This is a genomic window from Williamsia sp. z34 (assembly GCF_059553395.1).
The window spans coordinates 887,947-903,693 of the sequence record NZ_JCANWW010000001.1 but is presented as its reverse complement, the minus strand read 5'-3'; the positions used below and the strand labels follow the sequence as shown (position 1 = coordinate 903,693).

Below are 15,747 nucleotides of genomic sequence, written 5' to 3'. Positions count from 1 at the left end.
ACAAACCGCCCCCGACCGAAAGGCCGGGGGCGGTTTGGGGTTGGTGCTCTATCAGGCGTTGCCCGAAAGCTTTTCGCGCAGAGCAGCGAGCTGCTCGTCGCTGGCCAGCGAGCCACCGCTCTTCGGAGCGGACGACGAAGACGACGAGGACGATGCGGTGGCAGCGTCGTCACCACCCTTGTCAGCCGAATCCGACGAGTAATCCGTCGGAGCGTTGGCAGCGGCCTCGGCGGCAGCGGCGAACTTCTCCATCTGGGTGGTGTGCATCTTGTGGCGACGTTCTGCCTCGGCGTAGCGCGACTCCCACGCTTCCCGCTGCTTGTCGAATCCGTCGAGCCATTCGTTGGTCTCGGAATCGAAGCCTTCGGGGAAGATGTAGTTGCCCTGCTCGTCGTAGCTGTCGGCCATGCCGTACTTCGAGGGGTCGAACTCTTCGGTGTAGTCCTCGTTGGCCTGCTTGAGGCTCAGCGAGATCCGGCGACGCTCGAGGTCGATGTCGATGACCTTGACCATCGCGTCGTCACCGACGGCGACAACCTGATCCGGCACCTCGACGTGGCGCTCGGCCAGCTCCGAGATGTGGACGAGGCCTTCGATTCCCTCTTCGACCCGCACGAATGCACCGAACGGAACCAGCTTGGTGACCTTGCCGGGCACGATCTGGCCGATGGCGTGGGTGCGAGCGAACTGGCGCCACGGATCTTCCTGGGTGGCCTTGAGCGACAGCGACACGCGCTCGCGGTCCAGATCGACGTCGAGAACCTCGACGGTGACCTCGTCGCCGACGGCGACAACCTCGGACGGGTGATCGATGTGCTTCCAAGACAGCTCGGAGACGTGAACCAGACCGTCGACTCCGCCGAGATCGACGAATGCGCCGAAGTTGACGATCGAGGACACGACGCCCTTGCGGACCTGGCCCTTCTGCAGCTGGTGCAGGAACTCGCTGCGGACCTCGGACTGGGTCTGCTCGAGCCATGCACGGCGCGAGAGGACGACATTGTTCCGGTTCTTGTCCAGCTCGATGATCTTGGCTTCGATCTCCTTGCCGATGTACGGCTGCAGATCGCGCACGCGACGCATCTCCACCAGCGATGCGGGGAGGAATCCACGCAGACCGATGTCCAGGATCAGGCCGCCCTTGACGACCTCGATGACGGTGCCCTTGACGGCCTCGTCCTTTTCCTTGAGCTCTTCGATGGTGCCCCACGCCCGCTCGTACTGAGCGCGCTTCTTGGACAGGATCAACCGACCCTCTTTGTCCTCTTTGGTGAGGACCAGTGCTTCCACCACGTCACCGACGCTGACGACCTCGCTGGGGTCGACGTCGTGCTTGATGGACAATTCGCGGGACGGGATCACTCCCTCGGTTTTGTAACCGATGTCGAGCAGCACTTCGTCGCGGTCAACCTTGACGATGGTGCCCTCGACGATGTCGCCATCGTTGAAGTACTTGATAGTTGCATCGATGGCAGCAAGAAAATCCTCAGCCGAGCCAATATCGTTAATGGCTACTTGCGGCGAGGTAATGGTCGTGGACGGCATATGTTAGATGGCTCCGGACAGGTTGGGTTGTAGGGACAGATAATGCAGATATTGCTGGAACGACACGGATCACTGCGAAGTGATCGGCATGTAGAACCACACGAGCTCAGGCACGCGCGTGGTTGACGATACGCCAGGCCCGGTGGCCTGGGCAAATACCGGCGGTTCGCACCCGCTGATCCGCGGCTCCGTGGACTCTCGGACGAGCGCTGCGGCGAATCGCCGCTGGTGGGACGCCGACGCCGACGAATATCACATCAGCCACGGCGAATTCCTCGGAGCGGGCAGCGAGGCGGGCGACTTCGTCTGGTGTCCCGAGGGACTCCGCGAATCCGACGTTCACCTCCTCGGCGACGTCACCGGAAAGGCCGTTCTCGAGATCGGCTGCGGGTCGGCGCCGTGCAGTCGGTGGCTCACCGCGCAAGGCGCCCATGCGGTGGGCCTGGACCTGTCCCGGGAGATGCTGCGCCGCGGTCAGATGGCGATGGCCCGCGGCGGTCCGCAGCCGCCGCTGGTCCAGGCCGGCGCCGAACAACTCCCCTTCCGCGACGAGGTGTTCGACGTGGTCTGCTCGGCGTTCGGGGCGGTGCCCTTCGTCGCGGACTCGGCGGGGGTGATGGCCGAGGTGGCCCGGGTGCTCAAGCCCGGCGGCCGATGGGTCTTCTCGGTCAACCATCCGATGCGGTGGATGTTTCCGGACGATCCCGGACCGGCCGGACTGACGGTGATCCTGTCCTACTTCGACCGCACTCCGTATGTGGAGACCGAGGACGACGGGACGGTGTCGTACGTCGAACATCACCGCACCGTCGGAGATCGGATCCGGGAGATCCGGGCGGCCGGCCTGATCCTGGACGATCTCATCGAGCCTGAGTGGCCGGAGGGGTTCGACCGGGAGTGGGGCCAGTGGAGTCCGCTTCGCGGGCAACATTTTCCGGGCACGGCCATCTTCTGTTGCACAAAGCCATGACCTCGGCTGAAGCAGGCCCGGACGGCCCGGCGTCTGACAAGGTTGATTGATGCCGGCCGTCGCCAGGGTGATCAGGTCGCTGCCCCGCCCGTTCGTGGCAGTGATCGCCGTCGGCTGCGTGGTTCTCGGGGTGATCCTGGGACTCCAGCCGTTCGCGTCGGTGGAGGTGCTGACGATCCTCGCCGGGATCAACGCACTCCTCGTCGGGATCTCGACGATCGCCACGCCCGGCGATCATCCGGTTTTTCGCCGCCTACTCGGGGTGGCCTGGCTGCTGGTCGGCCTGGTGATCTTGATCTGGCCCCTCCTGACCACCGAGCACCTGTCGCTGATCGTGGGGGTGGCGCTGGTCGTGGCCGGCATCGTCCACGGCTTCGATGCGGTCAGGACCTCGACAGCCGGCGGTGGCATCGACACCGCAGCAGGTGTCATCGGCGCACTGGCGACGGTGACGCTCGGCGTGGTGGCACTGTCCTGGCCCGACGTCACCGTTTTTGTGGTGGCCGTCGTGTTCGGCGCCTACGTCGTCTGGTTTGGACTCACGTCGCTGGTCGCGGTGTTCCGCCACCGCACACCGCCGCCGGATCAGAACGGGCACAGTGTGACTCCGCCGCGGTCGACGCCCCGACAGTTCCTGCGCCTGGGTGGCCGATCGATCGCGTTGGCACTGAGTCTGGTCCTGGTTGCGGTGAGCATCGCAGCACACGTGAGCCGCCACGACCCGTTCTATGCGACGCCCGACCCGATACCGGGGCCGGCGGGCACGTTGATCAGGTCGATGCCATTCACTCCCGCCGACCTTCCCGACGGCGCGGAGGCCTGGCTGATCCTCTACAGCACCACCGATTCACACGGCAGGCCCGCGGTCGCCTCCGCTTCGGTGCTCGCCGCGATCGACCGGCCCGGTGGACCGCGCCCGGTCATCGCCTGGACTCACGGCACCACCGGCGTCGCGCGGCCGTGCGCACCCTCGTTGGCGACCAACGCGTTTGACGGGATGCCGCCCCTGTGGCCCGTCCTGAAAGCCGGCCGGGTCATCGTCTCGACCGACTATGCCGGGATGGGCACCGAAGGCGTCGCGCCGTATCTGATCGGCAACGGCCAGGCCTACTCCGCGCTGGACTCGATCCGGGCAGTGCGTCAGTTCGATGAGGTCGAGGTGTCCGAAAAGACTGTGGTCTGGGGCCATTCCCAGGGCGGTCACGCGGCGCTGTGGACCGGGATGCTGGCCCCTGACTATGCTCCGGACGTCAACATCCGCGGCGTCGCATCGCTGTCGCCGGCGACCGATCTGGTGGCCATGGCCCAGAGAATGCAGGGAATGCTCGGTGGCGCCCTGCTGACGGCCTATGTCACACGTTCCTACGCCCGCACCTACCCCGACATCGATCCACGCGCCTATATCCGGCCCGGTGCGTGGGCCAACGTCCGGGCCGCGGGCGACCGCTGCATCACCGACCCTTCGCTGATGGCCTCGGTGGTGACCTCGCTGCCGGCAACACAATCGGTGACGCTCGCCGATCCGTCGTCCGGTGCGATGGGTGATCGCCTGCGGCAGAACATTCCGACGATCCCCACCCAGCCGGTGTTCATCGGCCAGGGCACCGCCGACGAGGTGATCCCCTTCGACATCACCGAGAAATGGGTCGAGCAGCAGTGCGCTGCCGGGGCGAGCTTCGAGTTCCAGGCGTATTCGGACCGCACCCACATGAGCGTGCTGGACCGGGATTCTCAGATGATGAAGGATCTGCGGGCGTGGACCACGGCCAGATTCACCGGTACGACACAGACGCCCACCTGCTGAACGATGCCTCCGGACGGCACAGCTGCAACACTGTGGGACATGCCTGAGGAAGCAAACGTCGAACGATCGGCAGGGGTTGACCGGTCGGCAAAGGTCAACAGCTCACACTGGGGTGTCTTCACCGCTTCTGTCGACGGCGACGTGCTGAATGTCGAGCCGGATCCCGCCGACCCCGATCCCTCACCGCTCCTGGCCAACATCCCTGCATCATTCGACACCGGCGCCCGGATCCTGCATCCGTACGTCCGCCGCCGATGGCTCAGCAACGGACCCGGCGCCGACAACACCCGCGGTGACGACGATTTCGTCGAGGTGACGTGGGATCATGCACTCGACCTGGCGGCCGGCGAGTTGGCACGCGTCCGCGGCACGTACGGCAATCCCGCGATCTTCGGCGGTTCCTACGGATGGGCCAGCGCGGGCCGGTTTCACCACGCGCAGAGTCAGATACACCGTTTTCTCAACTGCATCGGCGGCTACACCCGATCAGTGCACAGCTACAGCCACGGTGCATCGAGTGTGCTGCTCCCCCACATCGTCGGGAGCGAAGAGCCGCTGTACAACCCCACCACGTGGCAGGTGATGAGCAAGCACACCGAGCTCTTTGTCTGCTTCGGTGGCATCCCCGCCAAGAACTTCCAGATCAACGGCGGCGGCATCAGCAGACACATCGTCCGCAGTGCGATCGATGCCGCCCACGACAACGGTGCGCAATTCGTGTTGATCGGCCCGCTGTCCGACGACCTGGCGCTGACGGCGCAAGACGAGTGGATCGTCACCACCCCGGCCAGTGACACCGCGCTGATGCTGGCACTGTGCTGGGTCCTCCTCGACGAAAACCTCTGCGACCGCGACTTTCTCGACCGCTACTGCGTAGGCTTCGAACGGTTCGCCGACTATCTGCGCGGCGCCCCCGATGGTGTCGTGAAAGACCCGCGGTGGGCCGCAGAGATCTGCGGCATGGATCCGGATTCGATCAGCGGCCTGGCTCGGCGGATGGCAGCCAAGCGGACGATGGTGACCACGTCCTGGTCCTTGCAGAGAGCCACCTACGGCGAGCAGCCCCTGTGGGCCTCCATCGCGCTGGCCGCATTCCTCGGTCAGATCGGCCTTCCCGGAGGCGGTTTCGGCCACGGTTACGGTTCGACCGGTGGCATGGGTGCGGCCAAGCTCCCCTATTCACTGCCGACGTTCTTCCAGGGCGCCAATCCGGTGGATGAGTTCATCCCGGTCGCCCGCATTGCCGACATGCTTCTCCACCCCGGCGAGAGTTACGAGTTCAACGGTCAGACCAAGGTCTATCCCGACACCAAGTTGGTCTATTGGGCCGGCGGCAACCCGTTCCATCACCACCAGGATCTGGTCCGGCTCCGGCGCGCTTTCGCGCAACCGGAGACCGTCATAGTGCACGAGCCGTTCTGGACGGCAACTGCCCGCCACGCCGACATCGTGTTGCCGGTGACCACCACCCTCGAACGCAACGACATCGGCTGCGGACGGTACGACCAGTCCATGATCGCCATGCGACAGGTGTCCGCGCCGGTCGGTGAGTCGTTGAGCGACTTCGACATCCTGGCACAGCTCAGCAAACGTCTCGGCGTCTTCGATGCCTTCACCGAGAATCTCGATGAGCGGGGCTGGCTCGAGAAGATGTACGAGGACTGGCGTCGGGCCACGCCGGCGCACCACACCCCGACCGAGGACTTCGCCGAATTCTGGGAGAAGGGCCGACTCGAGCTGTCCGGCGCGGACACCGAACACTCGCTCTACCAAGAGTTTCGCTGCGACCCGGCCGCACACCCGCTGCCCACTCCCAGCGGCCGGATCGAGATCTACTCGGACACCATCGAGGGGTTCGGCTACGACGACTGCCCGCCCCACCCGGCCTGGCTTGCCCCGCCCGAGGCCGAGGGACTCGGTTCCGGCGCGTACCCCCTGTGCCTGATCGCGAACAATCCGAAGACGCGACTGCACAGCCAACTCGATCATGGTGACTACAGCGTCGCGTCGAAAGTCCAGGGCCGCGAGCCGATCCGCCTCCATCCCACTGACGCCGCGACGCGGTCGATCTGCGACGGCGATCTCGTCCTGGTCCGCAGCCAGACCGCTCAGATGCTGGCCGGGGCGGTCATCGACGACCGGGTCGCACCCAACATCGCGCAGCTGTCCACCGGGGCGTGGTTCGACTACAGCTCCCCCGACATCGCCGGTTGTGTCCACGGCAACCCGAATGTCCTGACCCGCGACGTCGGCACCTCCCGGTTGTCACAGGGATCCACCGGACAACTCGTCCGGGTCGAGGTCGAGGTCTACCGCGGCGACGTTCCCGCCGTCACCGTGCACGACCAGAAGCAGTGGAGCCGACGCTGAATGGCGCACTCGATCGAGCTCATCTTCGATGAGGCGACCAACGCGATAATCGGGCAGCAGTGGCAGAAGATCGCGGAGGCCGGATTGCCGAGCCAGGGCAACATCCGGTCGACGTCCAACCGGCCGCACGTCACCCTGGTGGCGGCGGACTCGATCGACGCCGCGGTGGACGAGGGGCTCCGGGGGATCCCCGACGTTGTCGGGATGTCCGTCAATGTCGGAGCCCTACTACTGTTCTGGGGTCGCCGGGGTACCGCGGCCCGACTGGTGGTCGCCTCCGAACGCCTCCTGAGTCTGCACGCCCAGGTATTCGCCACCACCCGGCCACACATCGGCGGACGGGCATTGCCGCGTATCCAGCCGGGCGGCTGGACACCGCACATCACGCTCGCCCGCCGACTGCTGCCGGGTCAGCTCGGACACATCGTGAGGGCCATCGGCGACGACCCGGAGATGTTCACCGCGCGCGTCGCCGGCCTGCGCCGCTGGAATGGCGAAACCCGCGAAGAGTTTCAGCTCTTGTGAAGAATCACGACCGTCGGTGGCACCATCACACGGAGACGAGCCGCTCGATCGCGTTCAAGGGCAATGGCAACCAGGCCGGGCGGTGTCGGGCCTCGTACACCGCTTCATAGACGGCCTTGTCGAGCTCGTACGCCCGAAGTAGTGCGGAGTGCGTTCGTGGATCCTCACCGGTCACGGCGGCATATCCGTCACAGAACGCCGCCGAATTACGTTCCACCCATTCCCGTGCGCGGAACTCGAGTTGTCCGGTGCGCGCCGGCGATCCCTCGCCGATCAGGTGGTGGCCGGCATAGTCGAACGATCGAAGCATGCCCGCCACGTCGCGCAGCGGGCTGTCGGGTAGCCGACGCTCGGCCACCGATTTGAGCGGTTCCCCTTCGAAGTCGATCACCAACCAGGTCAACGGTGTCCGCAGAACCTGACCGAGATGGAGATCGCCGTGGATGCGCTGCACGAGTGTCGGGCCCGCGTCCGCGGCCTCGTCGAAAACCGCCGACACCGGTTCTCGCAGTTCCTCGAGTTGCGGAACCGATTCGGCCGCGGCAACGAGTCTCGCTCGCATGTCTCCGATCACCGAGCCGTTGCCGTTTCGCTCACTCACTCCCAGGCCCCGGGCCAGGTCCGCGTGCACGTGTGCCAGCGCGGCCCCGAGTCGCTCGGCGTCGCCGGCGAAATCGCTTCCCAGCTCGGCCGCATGTAGGTCGGCCTCGGTGAACAGGTCACGCACACTGATCAGCGCCATGCTCCAACCGTCGGCGGCGTTGTCGATGAACTCCTGTGCCATGGCCAACGTCGTCGGACCACCGTCGATGTCTGTTTCGATCCAGCCGCGGAGCTCGGCCACATGCTTGCACCCGACCTCACTGAGGGCGCGGTGCAGTTCCACATCGGGATTGATCCCGATATCCAACTGTCGAAACACTTTGAACAACAGGGATTCACCGAACACCACCGACGTGTTGGACTGCTCGGCACTCATCACCCGACCGGGCGCCTCCGAGTCGATGACGCCACCGGGCAAGGTCTCGAAGCGCAGTCCGCCGATGGTCTCGTTGGCAGCCAATGCCGTCAGGAGGCGACCGGCCAGCTCCGGATCCTGCAGGCCGTCGTAGGCGGTCGCCGAACCCGAAAGCGGATCGGTCACCGCCCATGCCAGCAACGGTTCCGACAGGTGGGTTCGGTATCCGAGGGGTATTTGGTAGCGCAGATCGGGACCGGAATCGAACCCGACGGACACGAGGACCTGTTCGGCCGCGTACCCGTCGTCCGCCGCCAACGGGACCCGCGTGTTCACCCGGACCCCCGATATCTCACGGTTTTTCGCCGAGAACCACCGCTGCTGCGGGAGCCACCGGGCCAGACCCTCGGCAATTTCCTGATCGTCGGGCAATTTCACAGTCATGGTTGGACCGCCGCCTCTGCTTCGCTGCTGAGTGGATACCCCTGTGCGACACCGGCATCAGCCGGGTCGGGCTGCAACGCAAACCAGTAGAATCCGTGGCCTGGCAGCGTCACCATGTACGACGCGGAATCGATCTTGGGGAACGGGATGGACCCCGTCAGTTCCACCGGAATCCGGCCGTCGAACATCGACAGGTCCATGATCACCGCTTGCGGGAAGCGCGAGAGGTTGTTGACACAGAGGATGACGTCACTGGGTCGACGCTCTTCGGCCGACGGCGCCAGCTCCCGCAGGTAGGTGAGAACCGACGGATTGCTGTTGCCGAGTTCGGTGAATGTCCCCAGGCCGAAGGCCGGATGTTGTTTGCGCACTTCGATCATGCGTCGGGTCCAGTGCAGCAGGGTGTTGGTCGAGTTCATCTGCGCCTCGACGTTCAGCGCCTGGAACCCATAGGTCGGATCCATGATGACCGGCAGATACATCCTCGCCGGGTCGGTGCGCGAGAAGCCGGCGTTGCGGTCGGGTGTCCATTGCATGGGGGTACGCACCGAATCGCGGTCACCGAGCCAGATGTTGTCGCCCATGCCGATTTCGTCCCCGTAGTAGAGCATCGGGGATCCGGGCAGGCTCAGCAGCAACGCGGTGAACAGTTCCAACTGGTTTCGATCGTTGTCGAGCAGTGGCGCAAGCCTGCGCCGGATCCCGATGTTGGCCTTCATTCTTGGGTCTTTGGCGTACTCGGCGTACATGTAGTCACGCTCTTCGTCGGTGACCATCTCCAGCGTCAGCTCATCGTGGTTGCGCAGAAAGATCGCCCATTGGGCCGACTTCGGAATGGGCGGCGTCTGTTCGAGGATCTCCGAGATCGGAAACCGGTTCTGCCTCCGGACGGCCATGAAAATGCGTGGCATCAAGGGAAAGTGGAATGCCATGTGGCATTCGTCGCCGACCTCGGGCTCACCGAAGTACTCGACCACATCCGCCGGCCACTGATTCGCCTCGGCCAGCAGGACGCGTCCGGGGTATTCATCGTCGACGACCTTGCGGCACCTTTTGAGGAACTGGTGTGTCTCGTTGAGGTTTTCGCAGTTGGTCTGTTCCCGCTCGTACAGGTACGGCACGGCGTCGAGCCGGAACCCGTCGATACCGAGATCGAGCCAGAACCGCAGCACGTCGATCATCGCTTCGGCGACTTCGGGATTGTCGTAGTTGAGGTCGGGCTGGTGGGAGAAGAAACGGTGCCAATAGTATTGCCCGCGAACCGGATCCCACGTCCAGTTGGAGATCTCGGTGTCGACGAAGATGATGCGGGCATTCGGATAGCCCGAATCGTCGTCGGCCCAGACGTAGTAGTCGCCGTAGGGACCGTCCGGATCGGAACGTGATTCCTGGAACCACAGATGGCTGTCCGACGTATGGTTCATCACCAGGTCGGTAATGATCCGGATACCGCGACGGTGCGCTTGATCGAGCAACTCGACAAAGTCGTCCACCGTGCCGAACTCGGGTAAGACGGTCCGGAAATCACGGATGTCATACCCGCCGTCGCGCAGCGGTGAATCGTAGAACGGCGGTAACCACAGGCAATCGACACCCAGCCAGGCCAGGTAGTCGAGCTTCTCGGTCAAACCGCGTAGGTCTCCGACCCCGTCGTTGTTCGAGTCGTTGAAGGCCCGTACGAGTACCTCGTAAAATACGGCCTTCTTGAACCACTCATTGTCCACACGCAGCGGCTTCGCGTGATCGAAGTCATCGGACTGTGCCTCGACCAGGTGTCCGTCGGCTGTGTGCTCAGCCTCCGACAGGTCGACTGGCGGTCGCGATGAGTCCGACTGGTTCTCCAGGGGCATGCACACCTCGGTTGCTTCGCTCGGCAATGTTCCGTGTCCAACCCTACGGGCTGTTCACGCGATTGGTTTGTCGAGCGAGCGAGTACCCGGCGAGGAGAATTGTTACACCTTCGGGTCGACTACCTGCGAAAGAGCTTGTTCCCCAACCACACCAGCGGGTCGTACTGACGATCGACGACACGCTCTTTGAGCGGGATCAGTGCGTTGTCGGTGATCTTGATGTTTTCGGGACACACCTCGCCGCAGCATTTGGTGATGTTGCACAGCCCCAGGCCGTGCTCGGACTGCGCCGACTCCCTCCGCTCGGCGACATCGAGCGGATGCATGTCGAGTTCGGCGATCCGCATCAGGTGACGAGGGCCGGCATAGCTCTGCTTGTTGTCGTCGTGATCCCGGATCACATGGCAGACGTCCTGGCAGAGGAAGCACTCGATGCACTTGCGGAACTCCTGGGATCGCTGCACATCGACCTGCTTCATCCGGTACTCCCCCGCTTTCAGTCCTTCCGGTGGGGTGAACGCCGGGATCTCGCGGGCCTTCTCATAGTTGAAGGACACATCGGTGACCAGGTCGCGGACCACGGGGAACGTCCGCATCGGAGTGACGGTGATGACCTCGTCTTCGGTGAAGGTCGACATCCGGGTCATGCAGAGCAACTTGGGGCGACCGTTGACCTCCGCCGAGCACGACCCACACTTACCGGCCTTGCAGTTCCAGCGCACCGCCAGATCCGGGGTCTGGGTCGCCTGTAGGCGGTGGATGATGTCGAGCACCACCTCACCGTCGTTGGCCAGCACGGTGTAGTCGCGCAGCTCACCGTCCTCGGCATCACCTCGCCACACCCGGAACTTCGCGTCATAGCCCATGTCAGTTCTCCTCGCTGCCCCCGGCGTTGGGATGACCGGCGATCTCACCGGATGTGTAGTACTTCTCGATCTCGTCGAAATCGAACAGCTCCAGCAACTCCGGGCGCATCGGGGTCTGCTCTTCTTTGACCACCGTCACCTCCGGGACCGGCGAATCGTCGCCGGGGTCGGCTGTGCAGACCAACAGCGTGTTACGCCAGGTCGGGTCCATCGCGGGATGGTCGTCGCGGGTGTGGCCACCGCGGCTCTCGGTGCGGAGCAGAGCCGCTTTGGCGACGCATTCGGAGACGAGCAGCATGTTCCGCAGATCAACGGCCAGATGCCAGCCCGGATTGAACTGCCGATGGCCTTCGACCTGCATGCCGGGCATCCGCCGACGGATGTCCTCGAGAACCCTGATCGCCTCCTGCACCTCCTCCTCTTTCCGGATGATGCCGACGAGGTCGTTCATGGACTGCTGCAGATCGGTGTGCAGCGTGTAGGGATTCTCGGGCTTGCCCTCGACAGGCGGGTCGAACGGGGCCAGTGCGAACGCCGCGGCCCGATCGATATCTGCGGCAGAGACTGCGGGACGGCTCTGCAGCGATCCGACATACGATGCCGCACCGAGCCCGGCCCGGCGTCCGAACACCAGCAGGTCGGAAAGGGAGTTGCCGCCCAGACGATTCGAGCCATGCATACCGCCCGAGCATTCACCGGCCGCGAACAGGCCCGGGACGCGCGCGGCCCCGGTATCCGGATCGACCTCGATGCCACCCATCACGTAGTGGCAGGTCGGGCCCACCTCCATGGGTTCGGCCGTGATGTCGACATCGGCGAGTTCCTTGAACTGGTGATGCATCGACGGCAGCCGGCGGATGATCTCGTCGGCGGGCATCCGCGAGGCGATGTCGAGGTAGACGCCGCCGTGTTCGGTGCCGCGCCCGGCCTTCACCTCTTCGTTGATGGCGCGGGCGACCTCGTCACGCGGCAGCAGATCGGGTGTGCGGCGCGCACTGTCGTTGTCGGCGAGCCACTTGTCGGCCTCGTCTTCCGTCTCGGCGTACTGCCCCTTGAACACCGGTGGGATGTAGTCGAACATGAACCGCTTGCCGTCGGTGTTCTTCAGTACGCCACCGTCGCCGCGAACACCTTCGGTCACCAGGATGCCCTTGACGCTCGGCGGCCAGACCATCCCGGTCGGATGGAACTGAACGAACTCCATGTTGATCAGGCTGGCCCCGGCCCGCAGCGCCAGTGCATGTCCGTCGCCGGTGTACTCCCACGAATTGGACGTCACCTTGAACGACTTGCCGATGCCGCCGGTCGCGAGCACCACCGCGGGGGCCTCGAAGAGCACGAACCGGCCGGACTCCCGCCAGTATCCGAACGCGCCCGCGATGGCATCGCCGTCCTTGAGCAGTTCGGTGATGGTGCATTCGGCGAACACCTTGATCCGCGCCTCATAGTCGCCGGTGGCCGCGTAGTCCTCTTGTTGCAGCGAGACGATCTTCTGTTGCATCGTCCGGATCAGTTCGAGGCCCGTCCGGTCACCGACATGCGCCAGCCTCGGGTAGGTGTGACCACCGAAGTTGCGCTGGGCAATTCGTCCATCGGCAGTCCGATCGAACAGGGCGCCATAGGTTTCCAGCTCCCAGACCCGATCGGGCGCCTCCTTGGCGTGCAGTTCCGCCATCCGCCAGTTGTTGAGGAACTTGCCGCCGCGCATCGTGTCCTTGAAGTGCGTCTGCCAGTTGTCCTTCGAGTTGGCGTTACCCATCGACGCGGCACAACCACCTTCGGCCATGACCGTGTGCGCCTTACCGAACAACGACTTGCAGACCACCGCGACGGAGTAGCCCTTTTCCCGGGCCTCGATGACCGCCCGCAGGCCGGCGCCCCCGGCACCGATCACGACGACATCGTATTCATGGCGTTCGGTTTCGGTCATCTGGCAACGGCTCCCTAGCGTGAAGTCGATTGCGCAACAGCCGTTGCGCGCGAGAAGAGGTCAGTTCACAAAGCGAAGGTCGGAGATGGTGCCACTGGCGACGAGCATGACGTAGAAGTCGGTGAGGACCAGCGTGCCCAGCGTGATCCAGGCGTACTGCATGTGACGGGTGTTGAGCTTCGACACCTGCGTCCAGATCCAATACCGGATCGGATGCGCCGAGAAGTGCTTGAGACGGCCGCCGGTCACGTGCCGACACGAATGACACGACACCGTGTACGTCCACAGCAGGATGACGTTGCCCAGCAGGATGATGTTGCCCAGGCCGAAGCCGAAACCACCCCCCTCACCGTGGAACGCGGTGACCGCATCGTAGGTGTTGATCAGCGAAACGATCAGTGCCACATAGAAGAAGTAGCGGTGGGCGTTCTGGACGATCAGCGGAAAACGGGTCTCCCCGGTGTAGCGGTTGTGCGGCTCGGCCACCGCACACGCCGGTGGCGAGAGCCAGAACGAGCGGTAGTAGGCCTTGCGGTAGTAGTAACACGTCAGCCGGAAGCCGAGCAGGAAAGGCAGCACGACGAAACCGAGCGGAATCCACATCGGCAGCTCGGGGAACGGGGTCCCGAAGTGACTTGCTCCCGGGACACACGACTCGCTCAGACACGGCGAATAAAACGGGGAGAGATAGTGGTAGTCCGCAGCCCAATAGGCGCTGCGGACAAATGATCGAATCGTCGCGTAGATGACGAACGCCGACAGACCGATGACTGTCAGCAGCGGCGGGACCCACCATCGATCCACTCGGAGGGTTCGCGCCAGGATGCGCGCCCGCCCGGGAGAAGTAACCCCGGATGTCTCCCGCTCAGCCGCGGGGGCGCTCACTTCGTACGCTCACGCGAATGGAAGCCCAGCCCTTCGTCTTGCGCGCCGAGCCACGCGGACTCGTCTGATTTGCTGTCCGGCACATAAACCACGTCGTCCTTGCCCACCGGCGACCGGCGCACGGGTGGCGGGGATTGTTCGAAATCGTGCAGGTCGATTTCCAAGCGATCCAGATCGTTGGTCATCCGCCGGACGGCATCGACATCCCCGTAGTGCAGTTTCAGCGTGACGATGTGATGCCGCAGCGCGCCGATGCTGCGATGGAGTTCGTTCATTTCGGCAATTGCCATGGCTTGCCCTCCAAGACCTTTGTGATACGCACCACAGTACTGGCAGGACCGATTCAGTCAACGGTTTTGACCGAACGTGTCGGACATCGAGTCGGCCCTGGCTCGCAGAACTTCGCTCTCCCTTCGGTTTCCGGCCATCGCCGCAGCCTTGTTCAGCTCCGCCCTCGCTTCGGGATACCGCTCCAGACGCGCCAGGAGTTCACCGCGCACCGCCGGCAACAGATGCGACCGGGCCAGCGCACCGTCGGCGACCAGGTCGTCGACGATCTGTAGAGCCGGACCGGGCCCGGACTCCATCGACACCGCCACCGCCCGGTTCAGGTCGACCACCGGCGACGGCGCCAACCTTCCCAGCGCCTCGTACAGCAGAACGATGCGATGCCAGTCGGTGTCCTGTGCGGTCGCGGCGGTGGCATGACATTGGGCCAGCGCAGCCTGCAGACCGTAGGGTCCGCGGCCCCGCCCGCAGGCGTCGGCACGCTCGAGTGCTGCAGTGCCACGGGCTATCTGGGCCCGATCCCATGTATTGCGATCCTGGTCCGACAGCAAGATCGGGGTCCCGTCGGCGGCGATCCGCGCACCGAAGCGCGACGCCTGGAACTCCATCAGGGCCACCAGCGAATGGACCTCCGGCTCGCCGGGCACCAGTTCCGCCAGGACCCGGCCGAGCCGCAGCGCCTCCGTGCACAGTTCCGACCGGATCAGCCGGTCGCCGGACGACGCCGAATACCCCTCGTTGAACACCAGGTAGATGACGCTGAGCACCGCCGACAGCCGTTTCGGGTAGTCCTCGCGGGGTGGCACCTCGAACGGGACCTTCGCCGCCTTGAGTGTCTTCTTCGCGCGCACGATGCGTTGCTGGATGGTGGCGGTCGAGGTCAGGAACGCCTGCGCGATCTCGGTGGGCGTCAGACCGCCGACGACCCGCAGGGTGAGTGCGATCTGACCTTCCCTGGCCACGACCGGGTGGGCCGAGACGAAGATCAACCGCAGGACGTCGTCGTCGATGCTGTCGGGGTCCCAGCCCAGCTCGGCGTCGGGTCGGGTGTCCAGGTCCCGGGCGATTGCGGCATATTTCGCATCCAACCGCTCCTGCCGCCGCCATCCGTCCACGGCACGGCGTTTTGCAACGGTGGTGAGCCAGGCGCCCGGATTGCGCGGGACACCTGACTCCGGCCACTTCGCCAGCGCTTCGACCAGCGCTTCCTGCGCCAGGTCTTCTGCCGACCCGATGTCGCCGACCATGCGGCTCAGGGTCGCGACGATCTTCGCGGCCTCCATCCGCCACACCGCGTCGACGGTGCGGCCGA

12 protein-coding genes are annotated in these 15,747 nt (G+C 64.6%); 4 read left to right on the top strand and 8 right to left on the bottom strand.

Annotated elements, in window-relative coordinates; translation table 11 throughout:
• Nucleotides 1–51 precede the first annotated feature (51 nt).
• Nucleotides 52–1,545, bottom strand: a complete 1,494-nt coding sequence (gene rpsA, locus AC51GT_RS04250; protein WP_496327238.1) for a 30S ribosomal protein S1 — start codon at nt 1,543–1,545, stop codon at nt 52–54.
• A gap of 142 nt (nt 1,546–1,687) precedes the next feature.
• On the opposite strand from rpsA, the gene AC51GT_RS04245 reads away from it, so the two are divergent.
• Genes AC51GT_RS04245 through AC51GT_RS04230 form a run of 4 tightly spaced genes read left to right on the top strand, consistent with a single transcriptional unit; the run spans nt 1,688 to nt 7,214 of the window.
• Entirely contained in the window at nt 1,688–2,515 is an 828-nt protein-coding gene (locus AC51GT_RS04245; protein ID WP_496327973.1) for a class I SAM-dependent methyltransferase, read from the top strand.
• A 49-nt stretch (nt 2,516–2,564) separates the two neighbouring features.
• Nucleotides 2,565–4,319, top strand: coding sequence for a lipase family protein (locus AC51GT_RS04240; RefSeq protein ID WP_496327972.1), 1,755 nt, complete (start codon nt 2,565–2,567; stop codon nt 4,317–4,319).
• Nucleotides 4,320–4,358: 39 nt separating this feature from the next.
• A complete protein-coding gene (locus tag AC51GT_RS04235; protein WP_496327971.1) occupies nt 4,359–6,689 on the top strand; it encodes a molybdopterin-dependent oxidoreductase in 2,331 nt (776 codons plus the stop codon).
• Entirely contained in the window at nt 6,690–7,214 is a 525-nt protein-coding gene (locus AC51GT_RS04230; protein WP_496327970.1) for a 2'-5' RNA ligase family protein, read from the top strand. It abuts the gene before it with no gap.
• A gap of 25 nt (nt 7,215–7,239) precedes the next feature.
• Here the strand turns inward: AC51GT_RS04230 and AC51GT_RS04225 are convergent, their stop codons facing one another.
• The 7 genes from AC51GT_RS04225 to AC51GT_RS04195 form a co-directional block, all read right to left on the bottom strand.
• Nucleotides 7,240–8,616 carry a maltokinase N-terminal cap-like domain-containing protein gene (locus AC51GT_RS04225; protein ID WP_496327969.1) on the bottom strand — a complete coding sequence of 459 codons (1,377 nt, stop codon included), beginning with the start codon at nt 8,614–8,616 and terminating at the stop codon, nt 7,240–7,242.
• The gene (gene treS, locus AC51GT_RS04220) at nt 8,613–10,466 is read right to left on the bottom strand and encodes a maltose alpha-D-glucosyltransferase (RefSeq protein WP_496327968.1); all 1,854 of its coding nucleotides are present in this window, start codon (nt 10,464–10,466) and stop codon (nt 8,613–8,615) included. Before treS ends, AC51GT_RS04225 begins: the two co-directional genes overlap by 4 nt.
• Before the next feature lie 119 nt (nt 10,467–10,585).
• The gene (locus AC51GT_RS04215) at nt 10,586–11,332 is read right to left on the bottom strand and encodes a succinate dehydrogenase/fumarate reductase iron-sulfur subunit (protein WP_496327967.1); all 747 of its coding nucleotides are present in this window, start codon (nt 11,330–11,332) and stop codon (nt 10,586–10,588) included.
• A gap of 1 nt (nt 11,333) precedes the next feature.
• Nucleotides 11,334–13,262, bottom strand: a complete 1,929-nt coding sequence (locus AC51GT_RS04210) for a fumarate reductase/succinate dehydrogenase flavoprotein subunit (RefSeq protein ID WP_496327246.1) — start codon at nt 13,260–13,262, stop codon at nt 11,334–11,336.
• A 60-nt stretch (nt 13,263–13,322) separates the two neighbouring features.
• Complete coding sequence (sdhC, locus tag AC51GT_RS04205; protein ID WP_496327966.1) at nt 13,323–14,147, bottom strand: succinate dehydrogenase subunit SdhC; 825 nt, start codon at nt 14,145–14,147, stop codon at nt 13,323–13,325.
• A complete protein-coding gene (locus tag AC51GT_RS04200) occupies nt 14,144–14,437 on the bottom strand; it encodes an Rv0250c family protein (protein WP_495515870.1) in 294 nt (97 codons plus the stop codon). The genes sdhC and AC51GT_RS04200 overlap by 4 nt, the downstream gene beginning before the upstream one ends.
• A 57-nt stretch (nt 14,438–14,494) precedes the next feature.
• On the bottom strand, nt 14,495–15,718 hold the full coding sequence (locus AC51GT_RS04195) for an RNA polymerase sigma factor (protein WP_496328011.1): 1,224 nt from the start codon (nt 15,716–15,718) through the stop codon (nt 14,495–14,497).
• Nucleotides 15,719–15,747 lie beyond the last annotated feature (29 nt).

Excerpts from the sequence above, each read along its gene's own strand:
- AC51GT_RS04230 (WP_496327970.1), top strand. The coding sequence starts at position 6,690 with ATGGCGCACTCGATCGAGCTCATCTTCGATGAGGCGACCAACGCGATA.
- AC51GT_RS04200 (WP_495515870.1), bottom strand. The coding sequence starts at position 14,437 with ATGGCAATTGCCGAAATGAACGAACTCCATCGCAGCATCGGCGCGCTG.
- AC51GT_RS04235 (WP_496327971.1), top strand. The coding sequence starts at position 4,359 with ATGCCTGAGGAAGCAAACGTCGAACGATCGGCAGGGGTTGACCGGTCG.
- AC51GT_RS04195 (WP_496328011.1), bottom strand. The coding sequence starts at position 15,718 with ATGGAGGCCGCGAAGATCGTCGCGACCCTGAGCCGCATGGTCGGCGAC.
- AC51GT_RS04215 (WP_496327967.1), bottom strand. The coding sequence starts at position 11,332 with ATGGGCTATGACGCGAAGTTCCGGGTGTGGCGAGGTGATGCCGAGGAC.
- AC51GT_RS04225 (WP_496327969.1), bottom strand. The coding sequence starts at position 8,616 with ATGACTGTGAAATTGCCCGACGATCAGGAAATTGCCGAGGGTCTGGCC.
- AC51GT_RS04210 (WP_496327246.1), bottom strand. The coding sequence starts at position 13,262 with ATGACCGAAACCGAACGCCATGAATACGATGTCGTCGTGATCGGTGCC.
- treS (WP_496327968.1), bottom strand. The coding sequence starts at position 10,466 with ATGCCCCTGGAGAACCAGTCGGACTCATCGCGACCGCCAGTCGACCTG.
- rpsA (WP_496327238.1), bottom strand. The coding sequence starts at position 1,545 with ATGCCGTCCACGACCATTACCTCGCCGCAAGTAGCCATTAACGATATT.
- AC51GT_RS04240 (WP_496327972.1), top strand. The coding sequence starts at position 2,565 with ATGCCGGCCGTCGCCAGGGTGATCAGGTCGCTGCCCCGCCCGTTCGTG.